The organism is Brevundimonas mediterranea, from assembly GCF_011064825.1.
Lineage (GTDB): Bacteria > Pseudomonadota > Alphaproteobacteria > Caulobacterales > Caulobacteraceae > Brevundimonas > Brevundimonas mediterranea_A.
The window spans coordinates 1,556,584-1,581,066 of sequence record NZ_CP048751.1; the positions used below are offsets into that span (position 1 = coordinate 1,556,584).

Consider the following 24,483-nt stretch of genomic DNA (forward strand, 5'->3'; position numbering starts at 1 on the left):
TCATGTTTCCCGACGCCGCCCTGGACCGGTTCGCCGCCCGTATCCGCGCCCTGCCCGAGCGGCGGCGCGCCCTGACCTGGCGGTTGATCCGCATCGGCCTGGCCCTGGTGGCCGGTGCGGGAACAGCCCTGGCCCATCCGCCGTTCGGCCTGCTGTTCGGCCTGTTGGGCTATCCGCTGCTGATGATCCTGTCCGAGCGGTCGGACACGACGCGCGGCACCTTCTGGATGGGCTGGCTGGCGGGCTTCGCCTATTTCTTCATCGGCTGCTGGTGGGTGGCGGAAGCCTTTTTCGTCAATCCAGAACAGGCCTGGATGGCGCCCTTCGCCGCCAGCCTGCTGCCCGCCGGGATCGGCCTGTTCTGGGGGGCCGCCTGCGCCCTTTATCGCCGGCTCGCCCCCGTCGGGGTGGTCCGGGTCCTGCTGTTCGCCGCCCTGTTCTGCGCCGCCGAATGGCTGCGCGGCCATGTGCTGACCGGTTTTCCTTGGAATCCGGCCGGGGCGACCTGGCGGGCAGGGGGCGGCATGTCGCAATTCGCCTCGGTCGTCGGCGTCTATGGACTGAGCCTCGTTACGGTCGCGGCCACCGCCGCCCTGGCCCCTCTGGTCGGCCCCGGCGCGACGCGCAGCCGTCTGATCTCGGCAGGACTGGGCGTCCTGGCCCTGGTTTCGGCGGGCGTCTTCGGCGCCGTGCGGCTGGCCCAGGCCGATCTGCAGTTCACCGACACCCTGGTCCGCCTGGTCCAGGCCGATGTGAAACAGGAGACGAAATGGTCGCCGGAGACCTATCGCTCCATTGTGGATCGCTATGTGGCCCTGACCGGCCAGCCCGGAGCCCGGGTTCCGAATGTCGTGGTTTGGCCCGAGGGCGCCCTGCCGGCTTCGGCCAACGAGGTTTTCGCCTCGACAGATGCGACGGCCATCGCCGACGCCCTGCGGCCGGGTCAGACCCTGTTGATGGGGCTGGCGCGCGGCGAGGCGGATCTGACGGCGCCGGGAGGCGGCCGCTACTACAACAGTCTGTTCGCCCTGGCCGATGAAGGCGGGCCCGGCCTTCGGATCGCCGCCGTCTATGACAAGCACCGGCTGGTCCCGTTCGGCGAATATCTGCCGCTGGGTTCGGTCATGACCGCCATCGGCCTGCGCAGCCTGGTGCATATGCCCAGTGATTTCACCGCCGGACCGACCCCGGCGCCGATCCGGATTCCAGGCGCGCCGCCGGTCCAGGTGCTGATCTGCTATGAAAGCCTCTATCCCGGCTTCACCCCCGGCGCGGCGGGTCGGCCGGACTGGATCGTCAACGCCTCCAACGACGCCTGGTTCGGGGCGACCTCGGGTCCCCGCCAGCATCTGAACCTGGCCAGCTATCGCGCCATCGAAACCGGACTGCCCATCGCCCGGGCCACGCCGACGGGAATTTCGGCCATGATCGACCCCTGGGGCCGGATTGTGGACGGGCAGCGTCTGGACCCCGGCGTCATGGGGGTGATCGACGCCCCCCTGCCGCGCCCGACCGGCGTCACCCCCTATGGACGACTGGGCGACTGGCCTTTCCTGGCGGCCCTGCTGGCCGCCGCGCTCGCCGGCTTGTGGCCGCTGATTCTAAGAACTAGGGTTCCTCGAATCGGTCAGTGATTTGAGTGGGCGGGGACGGCATGGCGCGTGAGAAGCTCGAGGAGCCGCATCCCGTTGATCGCCACGTCGGCCGCCGCGTTCAGGAAAAACGCCTTGATCTGGGACTGACCCAGACCGCCCTGGCCCGCGCGGTCGGCGTCAGCTTCCAGCAGGTTCAGAAGTACGAGAAGGGCGCCAACCGCGTCTCGGCCTCGAAGCTGTTCGAGATGGCCGAGTTCATGAAGGTGGACATCCCCTTCTTCTTCCAGGGTTTCCACGACGCCCAGCCGGGCGTGGGGGAAGAAGAGGCGCCCGGCTTCGACCACGAGCACAAGCCGACGAAACACAGTGTCGAGATCGCCCGCCTGGCCCCGCGCCTGCCGGCCCGGAACCAGAAGCTGATCCTGGACATGATGCGCGAAATGCTGGGCGAGGGCGCCGACAAGCCGGGCTGAGCCCGATCAGCCGACGGCTGTGATCTCTACCGACTGTCCCGCCACCACGGCCTCGTCCCCGATCCGCTTGCCCAGCAGGGCGCGGGCCAGCGGCGAGACATGGCTGACCGAGCCCTTGGCCGGATCCGCCTCGTCCTCGCCGACGATCCGCCAGGTCTGGGTCCGGCCGTCCTCGCGTTCGATGGAGACTGAACCGCCGAAGCGCACTCCGCCGTCGTCTGCGGTGGGCTCCTGCAGTTGGGCGGAGGCGCGGCGGGCGGACCAGTAGCGCAGGTCCCGCGTCGCGCGCGCCATGGCGGTGCGGTCGCTTTCGATCGAGCCCTTCACCTGGGCGGCGGTATAGGCGGCGCGGGCGGCGGCCAGTTCGGCTTCGATCAGGGCCAGGCCTTCGGGCGTGACCAGATTGGGGTGGGGTGAGATCGGCCGGTCCGCCAGGTCGGCGGCGGTGGCTTCCAGATCTTCTTCTCGGGTGAATGCAACGCTCATGGTTCGGAACATAGCGACGCCGGTCCCTATAGCCAGCGTCGCCGCGAGCGGGCAAAGCGGGGGATGACCCAATCCAAACGTGAAGTCCATGTCATCGGCGCCGGCCCCGCAGGACTGATGGCGGCTGAACGCCTCGCCCAGGCGGGTCTGAGCGTCGTGGTTCACGAGCGGATGCCGTCCGTCGCGCGCAAATTCTTGATGGCCGGTCGCGGCGGACTGAATCTGACCCATTCGGAGCCGCTGGATCGGTTCCTGACCCGCTATGGCTCGGCCCAGGCGCCGGTCGCGCGCTGGATCGACGCCTTCACGCCCGCCGACCTCACCGCCTGGGTCGAGGGCTTGGGCCAGCCGACCTTCATCGGGTCCAGCGGGCGGGTGTTTCCCCGCGCAATGAAGACCTCGCCCCTGCTGCGGGCCTGGTTGGCGCGACTGGGTGATCTGGGCGTCGAGATCCGCATCCGGTCGCGTTGGGTCGGCTGGCGCGACGGGGCCCTGGCGTTCGAGACGCCGGACGGAGAGCGGCTGGAACGGCCGGACGCCGTGGTCCTGGCCCTGGGCGGCGCCAGCTGGCCGCGCCTGGGTTCGGACGGCGCGTGGAAGCCCTGGCTTGAGGCCGGCGGGGTCGCCGTCGCGCCCTTCCGCCCCGCCAATGTCGGCTTCGATTTCGCCTGGTCCTCCCTGTTCCGCGACCGGTTCGCCGGTCAGCCGCTGAAGGGCGTCGCTGTGACGCATGGGAGCAGGACAGCGCGCGGCGAGGCCATGATCGCCCGCTACGGCCTCGAAGGCGGCGCTGTCTACGCCCTGTCGGCCGCGCTGCGGGCGTCAATAGAGGCGGACGGGCGGGCGGATGTCCACATCGATCTGAAGCCGGACGTCGCGGTCGGAAAACTGACCGACCGGCTGTCGAAACCCCGGGGCAAGGCCAGCCTGTCCAACCATCTGCGCAAGGTGGTGGGGCTTGAGCCGGTCGCCGTCGCCCTGCTGTATGAAGCCGGCCCTCTGCCGGTTTCCCCCCGAGCCCTGGCCGAACGGATCAAGGCCATGCCCCTGACCTTGACCGGCGTACAGGGTTTGGAGCGCGCGATTTCCTCCGCCGGCGGGGTGGCGCTGGACGGGGTGGACGAACGGCTGATGCTGGTCGCGCGACCGGGCGTTTTCGTCGCCGGCGAGATGCTGGACTGGGAGGCCCCGACCGGCGGCTATCTGCTCCAGGCCAGCTTCGCCTCGGGCGCCCAGGCGGCGCGCGGCCTTGTCGATTGGCTCGACAGCCGGGGCTGAGAGGGGCAGGGTCGAGGGCTCGCCGTTAGGAGTTCCCAATGCGCCACGCCCTGCCCGCCGTTTCCGCCCTCGCCCTGATGATGGCCTGTTCTTCGGCCCAGGCCGGTGACGCCGCCGCGCCCGACATCGACGCCGCCCGGATGAACGAGGCGGTGCGGGTGCTGGCCTCGGACGAATTCGAAGGCCGCGCCCCCGCGTCGCCGGGTGAGGAGAAGACCGTCGCCTGGCTGGTCGAACAATTCCGCGCCGCCGGCGCCGAGGGCGGCGGCTCGGACGGGTCCTTCGTCCAGATCGCCCATCTGTCGCGCACGCGCCAGGACGGCCCCGCGACCGTCGCCGCCCAGGTCGGCGGCCGTACGATCGCACTGGAGCGGGGGCCGGACGTCCTGGTCTCCAGCGACCGTCCCACCGACCATATCGCCGTGACCGACGCCCCCGTCGTCTTCGTCGGCTATGGCGCCACTGCGCCCGAGCGCCAGTGGGATGATTTCAAGGACGTGGACGTGCGGGGCAAGGTCCTCATCGTCCTGGTCAATGATCCGGATTTCGAAGCCCCGGCGGGGGATCCGGTGGCCGGCAAGTTCGACGACAAGGCCATGACCTTCTACGGCCGCTGGACCTATAAATTCCTCGAGGCCGGCCGTCGCGGCGCGGCGGGCGTGCTGGTGGTGCATGAGACGGCCGGCGCCGGCTATGGCTGGTCGGTGCTGCAGAACTCATCGGCCGCGCCTAAGTTCGACATTGTCCGCGCCGACCCGAACGCCGAGCGCGCCCCCTTCCAGGGTTGGATCCAGCGGGCCAAGGCCGAGGAACTGTTCACCGCCGCGGGCCTGGACTTCGAAGCCTTGAAGGCGGGCGCCCGCAGCGCGGACTTCAAACCTGTCGTCCTGCCGGGGATGACGATGAGCGTCGATTTCGGACAGATCGCCGACCGGGTGGAGACCAGGAACGTCATCGCCCGCATACCCGGCTCCGAACGACCCAACGAGACCGTCATGTACGGCGCCCACTGGGACGGTTACGGCGTGGGCACGCCCGACGCCTCGGGCGACACGATCTATAATGCGGCGGTGGACAATGCGACCGGGGTGGCGGCCCTGCTGGAGCTGGCCCACGCCTTCGCGGACGCGCCGCGTCCGAAACGTTCGGTGGTCTTCGCCGCCTGGTCGGGCGAGGAGGCGGGCTTGCTGGGTTCGACCTATTACGCCGCCAATCCGGTCTGGCCGCTGGAGACGACCGTGGCCAACATCAATGTCGACAGCCTGCTGCCGGGAACGGAGATCGACCCCAATGTCGTCGTCATCGGCAAGGGCAAGAACCAGCTGGACGAGGTTTTGGCCCGCCATGCGACCGCGACCGGCCGCACCCTGATCGCCGATCCCGCGCCCCAGGCCGGCGCCTTCTATCGCTCGGACCACTTCCCCCTGGCCCTGAAGGGCGTGCCGGCCCTGTTCCCGGCCGCCGGCTTCACCGGCGCCAGCGCCGCCAGCCGCGACTATGTCCAGAACCGCTATCACCAGCCGTCGGACGCATGGGATGCGACCTGGCGCATGGACGCCGCCGCTGCGGACGTGGCCCTGATCTACGCCGTCGGCCGCGACCTGGCCCAGTCCGACGTCTGGCCCGAATGGAACCCCGGCGCCGAGTTCGGCCCTGCGCGGGCTCAGTCCAAGGCTCTGCGGCCCTAAGAGGCCGCCGTCTGGAAGGAGGGCACGACGAGCTGCAGCTCGGGCGCGGCGGCGCTGGTCGCGGCGCCCAGCGGCAGGTGCAGGATGAAGGCGGCGCCCTTGCCCGGCTCGCTCTCGACCTCGGCCCAGCCGCCGTGCAGCTCGACCAGGGCCTTGACCAGGGCCAGGCCGACGCCGGGGCCGCCGCGCTCGCGCCGCACGAACCGGTCGAAGACGTGGGCCTGCAGGTGATAGGGGATGCCGCGTCCCGAATCCGACACGGTCACCCGCATTTCCGACGGGGCCATCTCGGCCGACAGGGTCACGGCGCCGCCTTCGGACACGGCGCGGGCGGCGTTCTCCAGCAGGTGGTTCAGGGCCTGGCCGATACGGTGGTCGTCCGCGCGGATCGGCTTCAGACCAGGCGGGCAGGTCACGGTCAGGGTCGCGCCCCGGCCCTCGACCTTGGCGCGCACCCGTTCGGCGGCCTGCTCCAGCAGATCCTGAACGCGCACGTCGCCCAGCGACAGCTCCATCTCGCCGGCGTCGATCTGGGCCATGTCCAGGACGTCGTCGATGGATCGGGCCAACTGGCTGGCGGCGACGCGGATGGCGCCGGCGTGCTGGCGGCCGCGTTCCGGCAGGTCGCCCATGGTCTCGAGCAGCTCGGAATAGCCGACGATGGTCGTCAGCGGCGTGCGCAGCTCATAGGAGACGCTGCCGACGAACTCGCGTTTCAACGCCTGACTCTCGGCCAGAGCCTGTTCCCGCTGAACCAGGGCCTGTTCCAGACCGCGCCGGGCCGTGATGTCCGAGAAGGCGACCAGGGTGGCGCCGTCGGGCAGGGGACGGGTCTGCCAGGCCGCGATCCGGCCGTCGATGGTGCGGCCTTCGCCCGATATGGCGACCCGGCTTTCGGGATCGGGATCGGCGACGCGGGCCTTCAGACCCAGCCACAGGGCAGGATCGGGCAGGACGGCCTTGCACAGTTCGGCCAGGGCGTCGAAGTCGGTCGAGCCGGCGATCTGTTCCGCCGACAGTTTCCAGAAGGTCTCGAACGCCTCGTTGTGCAACCGCAGCCGTCCGTCCGAACCGAACACCGCGACGGCGTCGTTCAGCTTGTCCAGGGTCGCCGTCTGGACCTGAATCTGGGCGTTGAACCGGCTTCTCAGGTTCAGTTCGTCGGTGATGTCCGAGAAGATCAGCAATATGCCGCCCAGCGGATGGGGCTGGCGCACGACCCGCAGGGTGCGGCCGTCCGGAAGCGACCAGCTGTCGTCGGGCGAGGCCTGGGACGCGCCATAGAATTCCAGCTCGCGCGCCTTCCAGCCCGCATAGTCCATGACCTCGGGCAGGCGGCGGCGCTGACGCAGCCGATCCAGCAGTTCGGCGTGGGTCGGGCGTTCATCCAGCCAGGCGGGGTCGATGTCGAACAGGGTCTGGAAGGCGGTGTTGTGGAAAGCCAGCCGCTTGGATGGGCCGAAGATGGCCACGGCGTCAGCCAGATGGTTCAGCGTCTCGTCATGGGCGTCGACGTGGCGACGCAGGGTGTCGCGTGTCTCCTCCGCCTCGGTCACCTCGATGGCGAAGGCGGTGACGGCGCCGCCGCCGGCTGGTTCGGCGATGATGCGCCAGGCGCGGCGATGGCCGCCGCCGGTGGTCCAGCGGAAGCCCTCCTGGCGCACGCCCAGCCGCCCGGCTTCTGCGACCAGGGCGTCGGCGCCCCGGTCGAACGACAGGCCCTTGTTCCGCGCCGTCTCGACGCTGTCGGCGCCGATCTCGTGCAGCCAGACCCGGTTGGCCCAGGCCAGCTTGCCGGCGCCGTCCACCACCCAGGTCGGGATCGGCGAGGCGTCGCCCAGCAGGGCCAGGCCGCTCTCGGTCGCGTCGGCGCCGGTCAGCATGACGCGCGACGCCGGTGACAGTCTCAGCCAGGCGCCGCCGCCGGCCACCCGTCCCTCGATCCGCCAGGGTTCGACGTCGCCCAGTTCGATCAGACCTTCGAACGCCTTGCCGGCCGTCACCAGACCGTCGATCAGCACCACATAGGAGGTCTTCAGCCGGGTCAGCAGGGCGTGTCCCGCCGTATCGCCGCTGGCCTCGGTCAGGCGATCGATCAGTTCGGGCGGGCCGATGGGGGCGCCGCTGGCTTCGCCTTCGGGGGTCAGGGCCAGGCTGACGTCGTCGAAGGCGCGCAACATGCTGTCGTGGCGGCTGAGATCGGCGACGGCCGCCGCCCGCTCGCCCTCAGCCAGGGCCGTGGCGGCGTTCAGCCTGGCGCGCAGACGCAGAGCCCAGGCGCTGACCGCCAGGGCTAGCCCGGCTGCGCCCGCAGTGGCGACATAGGCGATGTCGGCCTCGGCCATTCTTGTCCCTGGGTCCCGCGACCTGATTCGGCGTTCACCATACCGCAAACCCGGCCAGAAAAAGTCAGTCTTCGTCGCGTCATCGCGCCCCGTTGCATGGCGGGCCCCAGACGGCGATAGCGGAGGCATGACCGACGCGACCGCCGATCTCTTCGCCCCCTCCCTCGACGATTTCGCCCGACTGGCGCGCGAGGCGTTCGACGCCCTGCCGGCCGAGTTCCGGGCGGCGGCGGGCGAGGTGGTGTTCCGCATCGACGATTTCGCCGACGAACAGACGCTGGCGGATCTGGAGATCGAGGATCCGTTCGAACTGACCGGCCTGTATCATGGCGTGGACATCGGCCGACGCGACAGCCTGGGACCGGCGGCGGAGCCGTCGCGGGTCTTCCTGTATCGCCGTCCGATCCTGGACGAATGGTGCGAGCGCGGCGACGTCGGCCTGGCCGAACTGATCGCCCACGTCCTGATCCACGAGATCGGCCACCATTTCGGCCTGTCCGACGACGATATCCACGCCATCGAGGATGACGCCGACTGAAGCCTTATTTCGTGGCCGGGTAGGGGGTCGTCACCGCCCCCGAGATCATGCCGGGGATGGCCTCGCCCAGACCCAGCAGGATGAACTGGATCGCCAGGGCGCACAGGATCAGGCCCAGGACGCGCACGATGATGGCCATGCCCACCTCGCCCAACAGGCGGCTGAGCGATCCGGTCATGGCGAAACAGACGAAGGAGACGGCGCAGGCGGCCGCGATGGCGACCAGCGATCCCATGGTTCCGGCATAACCCAGCTTGGCCGCCTCGCCCGCCTGGATGATGACCGCCGAAATGGCGCCGGGGCCGATCATCAACGGTATGGCGAAGGGCACGACCAGGCGCTGGAACCGGCGACGGGCGTAGCCGCGCACATCCTGGCTGTCGGCGATGGCGTCCTTGTCCGCGAACAGGGCCAGGAAGTCGCCGCGCGCCATGTCCAGGCCGAGGAGCAGCAGCAATATGCCCCCCGCGATCCGGAAGGCCGCCAGCGAAATGCCGAAGAACTGCAGCAGGCCCAGGCCGGTGAACAGGAAGAAGGCCAGGAAGACGGCGGCGAAGGTGCAGATCAGGGCCGAGACCGAAATCCGCTGGCGCAGCGTCGCCCCGGCCGTGGCGGCGGCGAAGATCGGCAGATTGCCGATGGGATCCAGCAGGGCGAACAGGGTCACGAACAGGTTGACACCCAGATCGACCGCGTTCATCGCCTCGCCTCGCTCTTGAAATTCAACACGCCGGCCGCGCCGACGCACCCCTTGCGTCCTCGCATAGCCGCTCAGCGCGAGTCCGTCGATGACCCAGACCGAAACCTTGGCCCCCAATCGCGGTCCAGACGAACGGATCATCTGCGCCCTGGACGTCCCGACCATCGCCGAGGCGGCCGCCCTGGTCGCGCGGGTCCAGGACGCGGTGGGCTTTTACAAGATCGGGCTGCAGCTGTTCGCGGCGGGCGGCATGGACCTGGCGCGTGACCTGAAGACCGAGGGACGCAAGGTCTTTCTGGACTGGAAGCTGCACGACATCGGCGCCACGGTCGAGAAGGCGGCGGCCAATCTGGCGGACGCCGGCTGCGACCTGCTGACCGTTCACGCCCGGCCCCAGGTGATGGCGGCGGCGGCGCGCGGCGTGGCGGGATCGGGCTTGAAGGTGCTGGGGGTCACGGTCCTGACCAGTCTGACGGCCGAGGATCTGGCCGCCGACGATCACAGCCTGTCGCCGGCCGACCTGGTCGAGCGCCGGGTCCGACAGGCGCTGGAGGCGGGGATCGATGGCGTCGTCTCCAGCCCTCATGAGGCGGCGCGCGTGCGCGAGATCGCGGTCGAGGCCGGCCGTCCGGACTTTTTGATCGTGACCCCAGGGGTCCGGCCCGCGGGCTCGGCCCTGGACGATCAGGCCCGGGCCGCGACGCCCGAAGCGGCGCTCCAGGCCGGCGCGACCCATCTGGTGATCGGCCGCCCGATCACGGCGGCGGCCGATCCCCGGGCCGCCGCCCTGGCGGTCGCCGAAAGCATCGCCCTGATCTGATCAGCCGCGCTCGCCCGGCTCTTGGGCGTAATGCTGGCGCGGCGGGGCTTGCGGCGCGACATAGCCGGGGGGCGGCAGGTCGCCGTAATAGTCCTGGACGGGCGGCGGCGCGTGGACTTCGGGCGGCGCGACATGGATCTGGGCCGGGGCGATTTCGACCGGCGGCGCCTGCACATAGACGGGCGGCTGTTCGATATAGACCGGCGGGCCGGTCACGATCTCGGGCGGCGCGATGTTCACCTGAGAGGGGGCGACATAGATCCGCTGCGGCGCGACATAGACGGGCGGACCCTGAACCTGGATCGGAGCCTGCACATAGGCGCGCTGCTGCTCGTAATAGCCGCCTTGTTCGTAGCCGCGCTGCTCATAGTGTTCGTACCGCTCCTGATAACGGCCTTCGTACCGGTCTTCGCGATGGGCAGGGCGCGGGGCGGGGCGGCAGTCGCAATCGACCGGGCGTTGCGGCTGATAAGGGCGCCAGCCGATATAGTCGCGCCCGAAGCCATAGGTGGGATAGCCGACCGGGGCGCTGACCGGGGCCGGGCCGACGAAGTTCACGGGCGGGCCGGGAATATAGCCGCCCGAATATCCGCCGTCGGCGTAACCGCCCCCGCCGACATAGGTCACGCCGCCGCCGCCGCCGCGGCTGAAGCTGGACGAATGGGAATAGGCGCGGGCGTTGACGGCGGAATAGGAAGCGGCGCCGGCATGGGCCGAGGCGTTGGCCCCGGCATTCACGTTCACATTGACGTTGCTGTTGTGGCCGCCGCCGTAATGACCCCCGCCCCCGTGTCCGCCGCCGCAGCTTCCACAGCCGCCGCCATGGCCGCCGGACGGTCCACCGGCGAGGGCGGGAGCGGCGAAAAGCAGAAGGGCCGCCGACGCGGCCGCGATCGTGGACTGTATCGTCACGGGACAGACTCCTCTGAATTGTCTCCGTTCAGGCAAGTCCCGCGCCCCGCGAAATTGCGCCGCGTCAGAAGTCGATGGCCAGGCCCTTCTTCTCCCAATCGCCGTAACGGGTGGGTTCGGGACCGCTCGGCCCGCCGTGTTCCGGATCGGTCTGGGCGACCTGTTCGGCCGCGCGACGATCAGCCGCTTCCAGCAGGGCGCGGCGCGCGACGTCGCTTAGCGGCTTCTCCGGCGTCGCATGGGGGATTTCGGCGTTGAAAACAGGCGCGTTTTCATTGTCGGGCGAGGGGGCGGCCCCCTCGGGGGTGGGATGTTCGGTCACAGGTCGGCTCCCTTGAGGGCGGCGTCTCATGGCCTCAAATAGTCGATTGAAGCCGCGACGCCAGAAAAACCGGATGATCGCGGATGGAACGACGATGAACCATCTGAAGACCTTCATCCTTCTGGCCGCCTTGACCGCCCTGTTCGGGGGTGTGGGTTATCTGATCGGCGGCGCGACGGGCATGGCCGTGGCCCTGGTGTTCGCCGGCGGGATGAACCTGTTCAGCTACTGGAACGCCGACAAGATTGTGCTGAAGATGTACCGGGCCCAGCCGGTCGACGAGCAACATCCGAACGCGGTGGTGCGCAACTATGTCGCCGACGTGCGCCAGATGGCCCGCGACGCCGGCCTGCCCCAGCCCCAGGTCGCCATCATCCCCAGCGACCAGCCCAACGCCTTCGCCACCGGCCGCAATCCGGAACGGGCCGCCGTCTGCGCCACCACCGGCCTGCTGGACATGCTGACGCGCGAGGAGGTGCGCGGGGTGATGGCGCACGAACTGGCCCATGTGAAGAACCGCGACACCCTGATCATGACGGTGACCGCCACCATCGCCGGCGCCATCGCCGCCCTGGCCAATTTCGCGCTGTTCTTCGGCGGCGGCGAGGACCGCGAGCGACCGGGCGGCGTCATCGGAACCCTGGCCCTGATGATCCTGGCGCCCATGGCCGCCGGCCTGGTGCAGATGGCGATCAGCCGCGGCCGCGAATACGAGGCCGACCGTATCGGCGCCGAGATCGCCGGCGACCCCCAGGCCTTGGCCTCGGCCCTGCAGAAGATCGACGCCTACGCCAAGCGGATCCACAATCCGACCGCCGAACGCAATCCGGCCTCGGGCCAGATGTTCATCATCAACCCCCTGGCCGGACGCGGCGCCGACAACCTGTTCTCGACCCATCCGGCCACGGCCAACCGGGTGCGCGCCCTGGCGGAGCTGGGCGCGAAGACGGGGATTCGTCCTCGCGCGGCGGCGACGCCGTCCGTCTCGGCGGTTCCTGTCACGCCACGTCGCGCGACCACAGGCGTGCCGACCACGCCGATCGAGCCGCGCGGCCCCTGGGGCTGAACGCGGCGTTTTGACCCGTCTTTGCCGTGTACGCTCGGCGCGGGATCCATTCAGACGGAGGCCTGACCAATCAGGGTGCATGTCGCGTCTGCGCTCGGCGCGTGAACCCCGACCGTCAAGTCCCGTCACACTTGGGACCGGCCCGAGGGCGACGGATCAAAGGAGAGGGCGGCTCAGCTCCGCTCCACGCACATGGCCACGCCCATGCCGCCGCCGATGCACAGGGTCGCCAGGCCCTTTTTCGCGCCCGACCGCTTCATCTCGAACAGCAGGGTGGTCAGGATGCGGGCGCCCGAGGCGCCGATGGGATGGCCGATGGCGATGGCGCCGCCGTTGACGTTGACCTTGGCCGGGTCGAGGCCCAGCTCCTTGACCACGCACAGGCTCTGGGCGGCGAAGGCCTCGTTGGATTCCACCAGATCCAGGTCGGCGACGGTCCAGCCCGCCTTTTCCAGCGCCTTCTTCGAGGCGGGGATCGGCCCCGTGCCCATGATCGCCGGATCGACCCCGGCCGTGGCGGACGAGACGATGCGGGCCAGGGGCTCCAGGCCGCGAGCCTTCGCCTCATCGGCGCTCATCAGCACCAGGGCGGCGGCGCCGTCGTTCAGGCCCGAGGCGTTGGCGGCGGTGACGCTGCCCTCCTTGGCGAAGGCCGGCCGCAGTTTCTGCATCAGCTCGATGGTCGCGCCGTGGCGGATGTATTCGTCCTTGTCGACGACGACGTCGCCCTTCTTGCCGGGAATGACGACCGGAACGATCTCGGCGTCGAACCGACCTGCGTTTTGCGCCGCCTCGGCCTTGTTCTGGCTGGCGAGGGCGAATTCGTCCTGGGCTTCACGGGTGATGGCCCATTTGTCGGCGATGTTCTCGGCCGTCTGACCCATGTGGTAGCCGTTGAAGGCGTCCCACAGCCCGTCCTTGATCATGGTGTCGATCAGGGCGACGTCGCCCATCTTGTGCCCGGCCCGAAGCTGCTGGGCGTGCGGCGCCTGGCTCATGCTCTCCTGGCCGCCGGCGACGACGATCTTCGCATCGCCCAGCGCGATCTGCTGGGCGGCGATGGCGACGGCGCGCAGGCCCGAGCCGCAGATCTGGTTCAGGCTCCAGGCCGGCGCCGCCTGGCGCACCCCGGCGCCGACGGCGGCCTGACGGGCCGGGCCCTGTCCGGCGGCGGCCTGCAGCACATGGCCCAGGATCACCTCATCGACCTCTTCGCCCGACACGCCCGCCCGTTCCAGCGCCGCCCGAATGGCGACCTCGCCCAGTTTCGACGCCGGCAGCGCGGACAGGGCCCCCAGGAAGGACCCGACGGGCGTGCGGGCTGCGGAGACGATGACGACCTCGGTCATGGGATTTCACTCGATGCGGAATAATGAGTTGCCGTTTTGCCGCATCCCGGCGGCTTCGTCACCTGTGGCCGAAACAGACCGCCGCAGATTCAGTCATTCGTCACCCTGTCGGCGCATTCTGGAGGAACGATACGGACGATCCCGGATTTGATTGGCCATGCTCCGCACGCTGAAACGCTTCGCCGCCCACGTCTGCACGCCGGACGAGCTGGACATGATCGAGCACTACCAGACGCGCGCCGAAAGACTGGCGGACCTCTGGGTCCATGTCGTCGGTCTGATGCTGGCGGCGGTCGGGGGCGTCATCCTGGCCGGTCTGGCGGGAGTCTACGCCGGAATCGGCGGGGTCATGGCCACGGCCATCTACGCCCTGTGTCTGGTCGGCATGCTGACCGCTTCGACGATTTACAACTGGACCAAGCCTTGCGCCGCGCGACCCGTGCTGCGACGGCTCGACGAGGCCGCCATCTTCCTGATGATCGCCGGCAGTTATACGCCCTTCACCACCCAGAGATTCGAAGGCCTGTGGTCGGTCGGTTTCACCGCCCTGATCTGGACCCTGGCCTTCGTCGGCGCCGGGGTGAAACTGTTCGCGCCGCGCATTTCCGACAAGTTCTGGAGCGGCGTCTATGTGGTGTTCGGCTGGCTGGCCGTGGCCGCCCTCAAGCCCATGGTCGAGACGGTCCATCCGGTCGCCCTGGCTCTGCTGGTGATCGGCGGTCTGATCTACACCGCCGGGGTCCTGGTCTTCATCAGCCCCAAGGTGCGTTTCCGCCGGGCCATCTGGCACGGTTTCGTCGTCACCGGCGCGACCGTCCACTGGACGGCGGTACTGGTGGGCGTCGTCCTGGCCCCCGCGATGAGCCACTAGGATATCCGTCCGATCCCTGCGTGTTCAGGCCGCCGAATCCCCCCTCTGGCGCATCGCGTCGCAACGGAGGATAGTGACGCGTTGCAACATCGCGAGAACAAGCGTGGCTGACGAAAAGATCAAGGGCGGAAAACACGGTGACGGCGCCCAGGTCGTCATCAAGAAGTATGCGAACCGCAGACTCTATAATACGCGGACCAGCGCCTATGTGACGCTGGAGGACCTGGCCGCCATGGTGCGCGAGGGGACCGAGTTCGTCGTCTATGACGCCAAGACCAATGACGACCTGACCCGTCAGATCCTGACCCAGATCATCTTCGAGGAAGAGAGCCGGGGCGAAGCCCTGCTGCCGGTGCAGTTCCTGCGCCAGCTGATCGGTTTTTACGGCGGCTCCATGCAGGGGGTTCTGCCCTCCTACCTGGAGATGTCGCTGGCCAATTTCGGCCGCCAGCAGGAACAGTTCGCCAGTCAGATGAGCCGGGCCTTCGGCACGGGATCGGGCGCGACCCTGATGGAGGAGGCGGCCAAGGCGAACATGGCCATGTTCGAACGGGCCATGCAGATGTTCCCCGCCTTCGGCTATTCCCGGACCGAGTCCCAAACGGCGTCTCAGGCGGCGCCGACGGAAACCGGAGACGGGGCTCCGGCGGCGCCTGACGCCCTGGACGAGATGCGTCGCCAGATGGACGAGATGCGCGCCCAGATCGATCGTCTGGCGGGCGGGTCGAAGGCGAAATGACCGAGCGCATAGGAGCGGTCGGCGGGCCCGAGCGGATCGATCGCCGCGAAGGCGAGCGCCGGGAACGCGAGCGGCGGGCCGATCAGGAGAGGTCTCGCGCTCTGGTTCCGGTCGAACCCGCCGAACCCGAGTTCAAGCCCGAAACCGCCCCGGCAAGACCTGCCGTCCATGTGGCGGCCGACCCCGGCGCGGCGGCCTTTGTCGCCCAGCAGATGGGGCAGCGCGGACAGAAGCGCGGTCTGCGCGGCGGCCCGCCCGTGCTGGGCGCGGCCCGCGCCGCCTATATGGGCGCCGAGTATTCAGGCGAGGCGGAGCGGCGTCCTCCCGTGGGCCGGGCGGCCAAGACCGACATCTGACCGCCGCCGGGGCTGAGCGGCACGGGGTTTGCTGGGGCGGGGCCAGAACGCCTCTTTTCGGACCAGCCCATGCCCGCCCTTCATCTCGCCGCCAAGGTTTTCGACGTCGCCGTCGTCGCCCTGATCTTCACGGCTTTTTCTTAGGGGCCTATCGCCCTGTCGGGCTGCTTGAGGCCGCACGGGGTCCATCCCTCTGTCGGGCGGCCTGAGGCCTGATCAAGCCGTCAGTTCCCGAGATCGAAGTCCTTGCGGGACGAGATGATGGTGACGATGAAGCCGGCCAGGACGTCCAGCAGGATCATCACCACGATCAGGAAGAAGGTCGAGGTGGCGAAGCCGCGGATCAGCAGGAATTCGACCAGGACGACGATGAACAGGACCATCGACAGGGCGTGATTGACGATGGCGACCTTCTGGCTGGAGGTCGACTTGATCAGCTCGAAGAACAGCAGGATCAGGCCCAGGAACAGGATCAGGTCGCCCGAGCCGATATTCCACTGGGCGCCGGACGCCATCGGGATCGAGAACATCGGATCGCGCAGAATGGCGTCGGCCTGGGCCATGCCCATGTCGCCCGGCGCGCCGAACAGCACGACGATATTGTACAGGATCACCGGGATCAGCAGCAGGGGTATGGCGATCAGCATGGCGGTCCTCCCCGGCGCAACGGCTGCGCTTGTTAAGCTTGATTAACTCTATTTGTCCCGTTTCGCCACGACGGAGGTGACGGCGTGCTCAGGCGCGGGGAAATCCGCCCGCGCGGCTGAGGGCGGACGGGGCCGGGCGGCCGAGGACCTCGCCGATCCAGCGGGCCGTGGCGATCAGGGCGTCGAGGTCATAGCTGGTCTCGAACCCGCCGCGCGCCAGCATATAGACCAGGTCCTCGGTGGCGATATTGCCCGTCGCCCCGGGCGCGAAGGGACAGCCGCCGATGCCGCCGACCGAGGCGTCCAGAACGTCGATCCCGGCGTCGATCCCGGCGTAGGCGTTGGCCAGGCCGGTGTTGCGGGTGTCGTGGAAATGCAGGCGCAGCACAGCGTCGGGCGCGGCCTTGCGGGCGGCCTCGACCTTGCGGGTCACGGCCCAGGGATCGCCGGCGCCGATGGTGTCGGCCAGGCCGATCTCCGCCACGCCCAGGTCCGCCAGGGCCCCGACCATGTCCGTCACCTGATCCACCGAGACCTCGCCCTCGAACGGACAGCCCCAGACGCACGAGATCATGGCCGACAGGGACGGGGCGCCGTCCGACGCCGCCGCATTGTGCCGGCGGGCGACGATTTCGCCCAGCATGGCCAGCTGGTCCTTGACCGACAGGCCCTGGTTCTTCAGGCCGAAGCCGTCGGTGGCCGCGACCGAGACATTGACCTCGTCCACCCCCGTCGCCAGCGCCCGGTCATAGCCCTTGCCGTTCAGGACCAGGCCGATGCGGCTGCGGCCCGCCGCATGCGGCAGGGCGGCCATGACCGTTTCGGCGCCGGCCATCTGGGGCACATATCCGGGATGGACGAAGGAGACGGCCTCGATCCGGCGCGCGCCGGCCGCTTCCAGCCGCCGCACCAGATCGACGCGGACGGCGGGGTCCAGCACGGTTTTCTCGTTCTGCAGCCCGTCGCGGGGGCCGACCTCGACGATCTGGATGAACCGGCTCATGGGGCTTCGCCTGCGCCATCGCCTGCGTCATCGCCTGTTCCGGGCCGGGGCGGCGGCGCATAGACGGTCAGGGTCATCTCGTCCCCGCCCGAATAGTTGTAGCCCCGCACCACCCCGACGGCCCGGCCCGACACGCCCAGTCGTCCGGCGGCGGCGCGGAAGGCGTCGGCGTCGCGCCCTTCGACGATGGCGGGCCGGCCCTCGGCCAGGGCGCGGGCGGCGCCCTCGGCGTCGGTCAGGTCCGTATCCCGGCCGGTCAGGAAGACGAAGCTGGGCTCATGATAGGTGGTGATGGCGACGGGGCCGGGCGTGCGGCCCTGGCGCGGATGCAGGTCGGCGGCCTCCAGCGTCTTCTCCAGCTGGGGCGCGATGGCCAGGGGGCGCAGCTGGCGGATGGTCCCGGCCAGGGCGCCATGGGCCACGATGCCGAAGGCCAGGGACGCGACCAGGGCCGCGACCGGGGCCCGGTTCAGCAGCAGGAAGGCGCCCACGGCGGCTGCGGCCAGGGTGGTGACCACGGTCAGGGCGGCCCAGGTCTGGGCCGTCGAGGTGCCGTAGACCGTCAGTCCATAGACGGTGACGCCGATGATCAGCAGGGCGGCGAACAGGGCCAGAACGGCGCCGGTGATGCGCGACACCTTGCCGATGGGCCGCGCCAGGGCGGCGGCGGCCAGCAGGGCCAGCGCCCCGAAGGTCGGCAGGGTGTAGTGCCACAGCTTGGTCGGGGCCAGTTCGAACATCAGCCAGCCGGGAACCAGCCAGCAGACCAGGAAGCGGATGGCCGGCTCGGCCCGCCGGCTCCAGCCGGTCGAGACGGCCGCCGGAAGCAGCAGGGTCGAGGGGAAGAAGAGCAGGGGGGCCAGCAGCAGATACAGGCCGGGGAAGCCCGAATGGCTTTCGTGGGCGCCGGCGATCTTGGGGGCCAGGTCGCCGCCGATAGCCTCGCGCCAGAAGCCGCCGTCGGTGGCTATGGTGATGGCGATGGCCCAGGGTCCGACCATCAGGGCGACCAGGGGCAGGCCCCAGCCCCAGCCGAGGCGCGCCAGCCATTTGATGTTCCGGTCCCAGATCGACAGGGCGATGACGGCCAGGGCGATGACGAGAAGCCCGATCGGCCCCTTGATCAGGATCGACAGGCCGACCCCGATCCAGAACAGCAGCTTGTGCGGCCGGATCGGCCGTTCTCCGGCCCGTGTCGCCATATAGATCCGCGCCAGGGCCGCCATGGCCAGGGTGGTGGCGCCGCACAGCATGGCGTCGGTCTTGGCGATGCCCGCCTCGGTCGACAGCAGGAAGGTGGCCCCCATGATCGCGCCGCCGAAGAAGCCGACGCGGGCGCCCAACAGGGCCGACCCGGCCCAGGCCACGGCCCAGGCGGCCAGCATGGCCCCCAGCAGCGACGGAATCCGGTAAGGGGCGATGTCGCGATCCTCGACGTCCGAGGTCAGGGCGACGGCGGCGGCCTGCATCCAGTAGATGCCGACCGGCTTCTTCCAGCGTGGTTCGTCCTGGAAGCGGATGTCGACATAGTCGCCGCTCTCCAGCATCTGGGCCGTGGCCTGGGCGAAGCGGCTCTCGTCCCGGTCCAGTGGCGGCAGCAGCAGCAGGCCGGGCAGGCCGGCGATCAGCGTCAGCAGGGCCGCCAGGAGCGGACCCTTCCAGCCGGCGATGCGGCGATCCAGATCGAAAGTCTTCATGAGAGACTCCTTACACGGCGACCGGCCCGTCGTCAGCCGTCTCCCCTAAGCCGTCGATCTCGTCTATGGAGCGGCCATGACCGCCGAACACAATCCTGCGCCTCTGATCTCCGTCGTCGTGCCCGTCCATGACGAGGCGGGCGCCGCCGTCCCCCTGGCCCGCGAGATCGCGGCCGCCTTCGCCGGCCGATCCTATGAGATGATCTTCGTCGACGACGCCTCCAGGGACGCGACCCTGTCGGAGCTGAGGGCCGCCATGGCCGAACTGCCGGCCCTGCGGGTCCTGTCCCACGGGACCAATGCGGGCCAGAGCCGGGCGGTCCGCACCGGGGTGCTGGCCGCCCGCGCCCCCGTGGTCGTCACCATGGACGGCGACGGCCAGAACCCCCCGGCCGACGCCCCGCGCCTGGTCGACGCTCTGCTGGCCGCGCCGGCCGATGTGGGCCTGGTCGGCGGCCGGCGCGCCAAGCGCCAGGACAGCCAGGCCAAGCGCCAGGCCTCGATCTGGGCCAACCGCATCCGCCGCCGCCTGCTGGGCGACGACGCCGACGACACCGGCTGCGGCCTGAAGGCCTTCCGCCGCGACGTCTTCCTGCGCCTTCCCTATTTCGATCACATCCATCGCTATCTGCCGGCCCTGATGATCCGCGAGGGGTTCCGCAACCAGTATCTCGACGTCGACCACCGCCACCGCGAGACGGGCCAGTCGAAATACACCAACTGGGGCCGTCTGCGGGCCTCCTTCTCGGACCTGCTGGGCGTCATGTGGCTGAAGACCCGCTCGCGCCGTCCGGGCGCGATTTCGGAATTCTGACACGGCGAAACGCTCCGTCCCTTGGGCGGAGTTGGAGGCCCTTTGGAAGCGGAGGGCTGGGCGGGGCGCCGGGCCTTCGCCCGGAGTATGATCTAGAAATACCGTTTCGACGAAGGTTTGACGCCCCGCGCGGAAGGTTGGCCTGCAAGCTCGGGGCGCCGAGCGGTGGCGGTCTTATCGCCTAACCCCATAAGCCTGCGACGGGTCGGCGGTCCCTGCGAAGAACCGTCCCGAGTGCGGCCGAGTATCCCCCTCGACCCTCCGGCGACGTCCTGAGGCGCCGCCGGCGCGGGGGAGTTGCACCCCCGCTCCCGTTCCATCCGCTCCCGCCGCCGCAAGGTCGCAGGCCTTACGAGCCCTCCAAGCAACGAGACCGGGGAGGATTATAGGGGGCGGGGAAACCCTGGCGGGAAAGTCGGGGCGAGAAACTGACAAGCCCTTGGAAACGTTACGGCACGACCAGCGTCATTGTGACAGTTGGGGCCGTTCGGGCCCCCTCCGTCTCGCCGGCTTCGCCGGCGATCCACCTCCCCCAGGGGGGGAGGAATGGGATGACGGAGATCCTCCCCCCTTGGGGGAGGTGGCGCGGCGCAAAGCGCCGTGACGGAGGGGGCGCGTCACCCCTCGCCGTCGCAAACAAAAAGGGCGGGACCCTGCGGTCCCGCCCTTCTGCATTCTCAGCCGGGTTGGCTTGGACTTAGAAGTCCATGCCGCCCATGCCGCCCATTCCACCCATGTCGGGGGCCGAGGAGCCGCCCTTCTTGGGGGCGTCGGCGACGGCGGCTTCGGTCGTGATCAGGATCGAGGCCACCGAGGCGGCGTCGGTCAGGGCGGTGCGAACCACCTTGGCCGGGTCGATCACGCCCATGGCGACCAGGTCGCCGTACTCTTCCGTCTGGGCGTTGAAGCCGTAGGTGGCGGAGCTGTTTTCCAGCACCTTGCCCACGACGATCGAGCCTTCGACGCCGGCGTTTTCCACGATCTGACGGATCGGGGCCTGGATGGCGCGACGGATGATGGCGATGCCGGCGGTCTGGTCGGCGTTGTCGCCGGTCAGGCCGTCAAGCGCCTTGGTCGCCTTCAGCAGGGCGATGCCGCCGCCCGGGACGATGCCTTCTTCAACGGCTGCACGCGTGGCGTTCAGGGCGTCGTCGACGCGGTCCTTCTTTTCCTTCACTTCGACTTCGGTCGAGCCGCCGACGCGGATGACGGCGACGCCGCCGGCCAGCTTGGCCAGACGTTCCTGCAGCTTTTCCTTGTCGTAGTCCGAGGTGGTGTCCTCGATCTGGCGCTTGATCTGGCCGATGCGGGCCTCGATCTCTTCCTTGCCGCCAACGCCGTCCACGATGGTGGTGTCGTCCTTGGTGATCGTGACTTTCTTGGCCTTGCCGAGCATGTCGATCGTGACGTTCTCAAGCTTGATGCCCAGGTCTTCCGAGATGACCTGGCCGCCGGTCAGGATGGCGATGTCTTCCAGCATGGCCTTGCGGCGATCACCGAAGCCCGGAGCCTTGACGGCGGCGACGCGCAGGCCGCCCCGCAGCTTGTTGACCACCAGGGTGGCCAGGGCCTCGCCTTCGATGTCCTCGGCGATGATCACCAGCGGACGGCCCGATTGCACGACGGCTTCCAGGATCGGCAGCATGGCCTGCAGCGACGACAGCTTCTTCTCGAACAGCAGGATCAGGGGCTCTTCGAGTTGAACCTCCATCTTGTCGGCGTTGGTGATGAAGTAAGGGCTCAGGTAGCCGCGGTCGAACTGCATGCCTTCGACGACGTCCAGCTCGGTCTCGGCGGTCTTGGCTTCTTCAACCGTGATGACGCCTTCGTTGCCTACCTTGGCCATGGCCTTGGCGATCATTTCGCCGACTTCAGCGTCGCCGTTGGCCGAGATGGTGCCGACCTGGGCGATCTCGGAGTTGTTCTCGACCTTCTTGGCCGAGGCCTTGATGTCGGCGAGGACGGCGGTGACGGCCTTGTCGATGCCGCGCTTCAGATCCATCGGGTTCATGCCGGCGGCGACGGCCTTGAGGCCTTCCTGCACGATCGATTGCGCCAGGACGGTTGCGGTGGTGGTGCCGTCACCCGCCTTGTCGTTCGTCTTCGAAGCGACTTCGCGGATCATCTGGGCGCCCATGTTCTCGAAGGCGTCTTCCAGCTCGATCTCTTTGGCGACCGACACGCCGTCCTTGGTCGAGCGCGGGGCGCCGAAGGACTTCTGGATCACGACGTTGCGGCCCTTGGGACCGAGCGTCACCTTGACGGCGTTGGCGAGCACGTTGACGCCGCGCAGCATCTTGTCGCGCGCGTCGGTGTTGAACTGTACGATTTTAGCGGCCATGCGGGCAGCTCCTTGAATGAGTGGTTAGTGACGAGTGGCGAGTGGCGAGTGAAGTGCAGAGTCGCGGGACAATGAGCCGGTATCGGCTCCTCTCGTCACTCGCCACTCGTCACTCGCCACTGGCGTTCTGAGCGTCAGCTCAGGACGCCGAGGACGTCCGACTCTTTCATGATGATCAGGTCGTCGCCGTCGATCTTCACTTCCGTGCCCGACCACTTGCCGAACAGGATGCGGTCGCCGGCCTTCAATTCCAGAGCGTTGACCTTGCCGGATTCGTCACGAACGCCGGGGCCGACGGAGACGACTTCGCCTTCCTGCGGCTTTTCCTTGGCGGTGTCGGGGATGATGATCCCGCCCTTGGTCTTGGATTCTTCTTCAACGCGCTTGACCAGCACGCGGTCGCCGAGCGGACGAAACGCCATCGGTTCTCTCCTTATGTACCCCCCGGACGGGGGCGACTTGAAAACGGTGGGTCAGCCTCTCTTCGATCACCGTTTTGGCAGCCGACCGGTGAGAGTGCTAACGCGATCGGGAGTTAGTCAGAGCAGGGGCCAGCGTCAAGCGGGGCGGCCGGGGGGGTCTGCGAAACTTCCGCGACAAGTGAACCGAAAATGAATGGCGGGCTCCGAGGACGTTCAAGCGGGGGCTGGCAGAATCGTCTCGACGCTGGATGCATTTCCTTCCTCGGAAACGCGGACCCGGCCCGAAAAATAAAAGGAGACGACCATGTCCAAGATGTTGAAGATCACCGCCGCCGTCGCCGCTCCTGTCGTCGCCATGGGCCTGATGGCCGCCCCGGCCTCGGCGCAATCCCGTGACCGCGACCGCGACGACACCGCCCGCAACGCCCTGATCGGCGCGGCCGTCGGGGGCCTGGCCGGCGCCATCTACGGCAACGGCGACGGTCGTTATATCGCCGGCGGCGCCCTGGGCGGCGCGGCCATCGGCGCCGTGGCCTCCTCCTCGAACCGGGGTTCGGGCTGCGAATATTATCGCGGCGGCCAGTGCTACCGGAACCAGGGCCACTGGGAGCGGGAACACGGCATCAACAGCCGGGATCCGCGCTGGGAGCAGCGCCGCGACTATCGCGACTATCGTCGGGACCAGCGTTATGACCGCCGGGATGACCGTCGCGACTACCGCTACGACCGCCGCTGGTAGGCGACGGATCCGATGAAGAAGGGCGTCCTGCGGGGCGCCCTTTTTGTTAAGCCGCGTCCTGGCGCGCGCCCCAGTGCGGGAAGGGATCCTCCAGCCTGGACCAGCCCTTGGGCCCGCGCTCCATCTCGAACCGGGTCAGCAGGGCGGCGTCGAACATCGAGGTCAGCAGGTCGCGGTTCATGTCCTTGCCGATCAGGACGATCTCCTGACGGCGGTCGCCATAGGGCTGACGCCAGACCGCCTCGATCGCCTTCAGCCATTCGGGATTGTCGTCGGGCCAGCGATCGCGCGGGGCCGAGGCCCACCACAGGCCGCCCCATTCGTGTTCCGTCACCGCCCCGGCCTGGCTCCAGGACCCGACATAATCCATCCGGCTGGCCAGCCAGAAGAAGCCCTTGGAGCGCCAGACGCCGGGCCATTCGCGGTTCAGCAGGTCGTGGAAGCGCCGGGGGTGGAACGGTCTGCGCGCCCGATAGACGAAGGTGGAGACGCCGTATTCCTCGGTCTCGGGCGTCACCTCGCCGCGCAGGGCCTGGGACCAGCCGGCAGCCTGTTCCGCCTGCTCCATGTCGAACAGGCCCGTGCCGATCACCTGATCCAGAGGCACGGCGCCCCGCACCGCCTCAAGGATCCGGGCGCGGGGATTGAACTGGGTCATCATCGCCTTCAGCGTCCCGAGTTGGACCGCGTCGAGCAGATCGCACTTGTTCAGCACGATGACGTCGGCGAACTCGATCTGGTCGATCAGCAGATTGGCGACCGTGCGCTCGTCGTCCTCGCCCAGATGTTCGCCACGGGTCTTCAGTCGGTCGGTCGAGGGATAGTCGCGGTGGAAGTTGAAGGCGTCGACCACCGTGACCATGGTGTCGATCCGGGCCAGGTCCGACAGGCTGAAGCCGTCCTCGTCGCGGAAGTCGAAGGTGGCGGCGACCGGCATGGGTTCGGAAATTCCGGTGGATTCGATCAGCAGACAATCGAACCGACCCTCGCGCGCCAGCTTGCCGACCTCGATCAGCAGATCCTCGCGCAGGGTGCAGCAGATACAGCCGTTGGACATCTCCACCAGCCGTTCCTCGGTCCGCGACAGGTCCGCGCCGCCGCCGTCGCGCACCAGGGCGGCGTCGATGTTCACCTCGCTCATGTCATTGACGATCACCGCGACCCGCAGCCCGTCGCGGTTCGACAGGATGTGGTTGAGCAGGGTCGTCTTGCCGGCCCCCAGGAAGCCGGACAGGACGGTGACGGGCAATTTCTTGAACTCGGACACGAAGGCGCTCCACGG

The 24,483-nt window shown here is 68.8% G+C and carries 24 protein-coding genes; 12 read left to right on the plus strand and 12 right to left on the minus strand.

Translation table 11 applies throughout. The features are described from left to right. Positions 1 to 2: 2 nt before the first annotated feature. Complete coding sequence (gene lnt, locus GYM46_RS07575) at positions 3 to 1,634, plus strand: apolipoprotein N-acyltransferase (RefSeq protein ID WP_008261455.1); 1,632 nt, start codon at positions 3 to 5, stop codon at positions 1,632 to 1,634. A 20-nt stretch (positions 1,635 to 1,654) separates the two neighbouring features. Beyond that, positions 1,655 to 2,068 carry a helix-turn-helix domain-containing protein gene (locus tag GYM46_RS07580; RefSeq protein ID WP_035310355.1) on the plus strand — a complete coding sequence of 138 codons (414 nt, stop codon included), beginning with the start codon at positions 1,655 to 1,657 and terminating at the stop codon, positions 2,066 to 2,068. Between the two features lie 6 nt (positions 2,069 to 2,074). Here GYM46_RS07580 and greA read toward each other — a convergent pair whose 3' ends face one another. Then, on the minus strand, positions 2,075 to 2,554 hold the full coding sequence (greA, locus tag GYM46_RS07585; RefSeq protein ID WP_035310353.1) for a transcription elongation factor GreA: 480 nt from the start codon (positions 2,552 to 2,554) through the stop codon (positions 2,075 to 2,077). A gap of 63 nt (positions 2,555 to 2,617) precedes the next feature. Between greA and GYM46_RS07590 the strand changes: the two genes are divergently transcribed. After that, positions 2,618 to 3,832 carry a TIGR03862 family flavoprotein gene (locus tag GYM46_RS07590; RefSeq protein ID WP_008264096.1) on the plus strand — a complete coding sequence of 405 codons (1,215 nt, stop codon included), beginning with the start codon at positions 2,618 to 2,620 and terminating at the stop codon, positions 3,830 to 3,832. A 38-nt stretch (positions 3,833 to 3,870) separates the two neighbouring features. After that, positions 3,871 to 5,520, plus strand: a complete 1,650-nt coding sequence (locus GYM46_RS07595) for a M28 family metallopeptidase (protein ID WP_008261495.1) — start codon at positions 3,871 to 3,873, stop codon at positions 5,518 to 5,520. Here the strand turns inward: GYM46_RS07595 and GYM46_RS07600 are convergent. Then, on the minus strand, positions 5,517 to 7,865 hold the full coding sequence (locus GYM46_RS07600) for a sensor histidine kinase (protein WP_008260927.1): 2,349 nt from the start codon (positions 7,863 to 7,865) through the stop codon (positions 5,517 to 5,519). The genes GYM46_RS07595 and GYM46_RS07600 overlap by 4 nt on opposite strands. A 127-nt stretch (positions 7,866 to 7,992) precedes the next feature. Here GYM46_RS07600 and GYM46_RS07605 point away from each other — a divergent pair, with 127 nt between their 5' ends. After that, positions 7,993 to 8,403, plus strand: a complete 411-nt coding sequence (locus GYM46_RS07605) for a metallopeptidase family protein (protein ID WP_008263498.1) — start codon at positions 7,993 to 7,995, stop codon at positions 8,401 to 8,403. 4 nt (positions 8,404 to 8,407) lie between these two features. Here the strand turns inward: GYM46_RS07605 and GYM46_RS07610 are convergent, their stop codons facing one another. Beyond that, positions 8,408 to 9,103 carry a MarC family protein gene (locus tag GYM46_RS07610; protein WP_035310495.1) on the minus strand — a complete coding sequence of 232 codons (696 nt, stop codon included), beginning with the start codon at positions 9,101 to 9,103 and terminating at the stop codon, positions 8,408 to 8,410. Positions 9,104 to 9,191: 88 nt separating this feature from the next. On the opposite strand from GYM46_RS07610, the gene pyrF reads away from it, so the two are divergent. After that, complete coding sequence (pyrF, locus tag GYM46_RS07615; RefSeq protein WP_050771580.1) at positions 9,192 to 9,923, plus strand: orotidine-5'-phosphate decarboxylase; 732 nt, start codon at positions 9,192 to 9,194, stop codon at positions 9,921 to 9,923. On the opposite strand, the gene GYM46_RS07620 is transcribed toward pyrF, so the two are convergent. Further along, positions 9,924 to 10,835, minus strand: a complete 912-nt coding sequence (locus tag GYM46_RS07620; RefSeq protein ID WP_008262453.1) for a hypothetical protein — start codon at positions 10,833 to 10,835, stop codon at positions 9,924 to 9,926. Between the two features lie 64 nt (positions 10,836 to 10,899). After that, positions 10,900 to 11,157 (minus strand): DUF1674 domain-containing protein, encoded by a 258-nt coding sequence (locus tag GYM46_RS07625; protein WP_008263466.1) that lies wholly within the window; start codon positions 11,155 to 11,157, stop codon positions 10,900 to 10,902. A gap of 94 nt (positions 11,158 to 11,251) precedes the next feature. On the opposite strand from GYM46_RS07625, the gene htpX reads away from it, so the two are divergent. Continuing rightward, the gene (htpX, locus tag GYM46_RS07630; RefSeq protein WP_040349858.1) at positions 11,252 to 12,223 is read left to right on the plus strand and encodes a zinc metalloprotease HtpX; all 972 of its coding nucleotides are present in this window, start codon (positions 11,252 to 11,254) and stop codon (positions 12,221 to 12,223) included. Positions 12,224 to 12,396: 173 nt separating this feature from the next. Here the strand turns inward: htpX and GYM46_RS07635 are convergent, their stop codons facing one another. Continuing rightward, positions 12,397 to 13,572 (minus strand): acetyl-CoA C-acetyltransferase, encoded by a 1,176-nt coding sequence (locus tag GYM46_RS07635; protein ID WP_008264253.1) that lies wholly within the window; start codon positions 13,570 to 13,572, stop codon positions 12,397 to 12,399. 157 nt (positions 13,573 to 13,729) lie between these two features. Between GYM46_RS07635 and trhA the strand changes: the two genes are divergently transcribed. From trhA to GYM46_RS07650, 3 genes are all read left to right on the plus strand, one after another. Then, complete coding sequence (gene trhA, locus GYM46_RS07640; protein WP_008261552.1) at positions 13,730 to 14,443, plus strand: PAQR family membrane homeostasis protein TrhA; 714 nt, start codon at positions 13,730 to 13,732, stop codon at positions 14,441 to 14,443. Between the two features lie 103 nt (positions 14,444 to 14,546). Beyond that, entirely contained in the window at positions 14,547 to 15,182 is a 636-nt protein-coding gene (gene phaR, locus GYM46_RS07645; protein WP_008261903.1) for a polyhydroxyalkanoate synthesis repressor PhaR, read from the plus strand. Further along, complete coding sequence (locus GYM46_RS07650; RefSeq protein WP_008262355.1) at positions 15,179 to 15,538, plus strand: hypothetical protein; 360 nt, start codon at positions 15,179 to 15,181, stop codon at positions 15,536 to 15,538. Before phaR ends, GYM46_RS07650 begins: the two co-directional genes overlap by 4 nt. A gap of 224 nt (positions 15,539 to 15,762) precedes the next feature. Here GYM46_RS07650 and GYM46_RS07655 read toward each other — a convergent pair whose 3' ends face one another. The 3 genes from GYM46_RS07655 to GYM46_RS07665 form a co-directional block, all read right to left on the minus strand. Next, positions 15,763 to 16,185 (minus strand): hypothetical protein, encoded by a 423-nt coding sequence (locus GYM46_RS07655; RefSeq protein ID WP_008259054.1) that lies wholly within the window; start codon positions 16,183 to 16,185, stop codon positions 15,763 to 15,765. 88 nt (positions 16,186 to 16,273) lie between these two features. After that, positions 16,274 to 17,188, minus strand: coding sequence for a hydroxymethylglutaryl-CoA lyase (locus tag GYM46_RS07660; protein ID WP_008260851.1), 915 nt, complete (start codon positions 17,186 to 17,188; stop codon positions 16,274 to 16,276). Then, entirely contained in the window at positions 17,185 to 18,885 is a 1,701-nt protein-coding gene (locus GYM46_RS07665; protein WP_008260170.1) for an ArnT family glycosyltransferase, read from the minus strand. The genes GYM46_RS07660 and GYM46_RS07665 overlap by 4 nt, the downstream gene beginning before the upstream one ends. Before the next feature lie 76 nt (positions 18,886 to 18,961). On the opposite strand from GYM46_RS07665, the gene GYM46_RS07670 reads away from it, so the two are divergent. Beyond that, positions 18,962 to 19,699 (plus strand): glycosyltransferase family 2 protein, encoded by a 738-nt coding sequence (locus GYM46_RS07670; protein WP_008260933.1) that lies wholly within the window; start codon positions 18,962 to 18,964, stop codon positions 19,697 to 19,699. Positions 19,700 to 20,396: 697 nt separating this feature from the next. Here the strand turns inward: GYM46_RS07670 and groL are convergent. Together groL and groES are read right to left on the minus strand one after the other, a co-directional pair. Beyond that, positions 20,397 to 22,040, minus strand: a complete 1,644-nt coding sequence (gene groL, locus GYM46_RS07675) for a chaperonin GroEL (protein WP_008264422.1) — start codon at positions 22,038 to 22,040, stop codon at positions 20,397 to 20,399. A 134-nt stretch (positions 22,041 to 22,174) separates the two neighbouring features. After that, complete coding sequence (groES, locus tag GYM46_RS07680) at positions 22,175 to 22,462, minus strand: co-chaperone GroES (protein ID WP_008259448.1); 288 nt, start codon at positions 22,460 to 22,462, stop codon at positions 22,175 to 22,177. A 304-nt stretch (positions 22,463 to 22,766) separates the two neighbouring features. On the opposite strand from groES, the gene GYM46_RS07685 reads away from it, so the two are divergent. Continuing rightward, positions 22,767 to 23,201 (plus strand): hypothetical protein, encoded by a 435-nt coding sequence (locus tag GYM46_RS07685; RefSeq protein WP_008261117.1) that lies wholly within the window; start codon positions 22,767 to 22,769, stop codon positions 23,199 to 23,201. 46 nt (positions 23,202 to 23,247) lie between these two features. Here GYM46_RS07685 and zigA read toward each other — a convergent pair whose 3' ends face one another. Beyond that, positions 23,248 to 24,468: a zinc metallochaperone GTPase ZigA gene (gene zigA, locus GYM46_RS07690; protein ID WP_008259191.1), complete on the minus strand. Its 1,221-nt coding sequence runs from the start codon at positions 24,466 to 24,468 to the stop codon at positions 23,248 to 23,250. Positions 24,469 to 24,483: the final 15 nt, after the last annotated feature.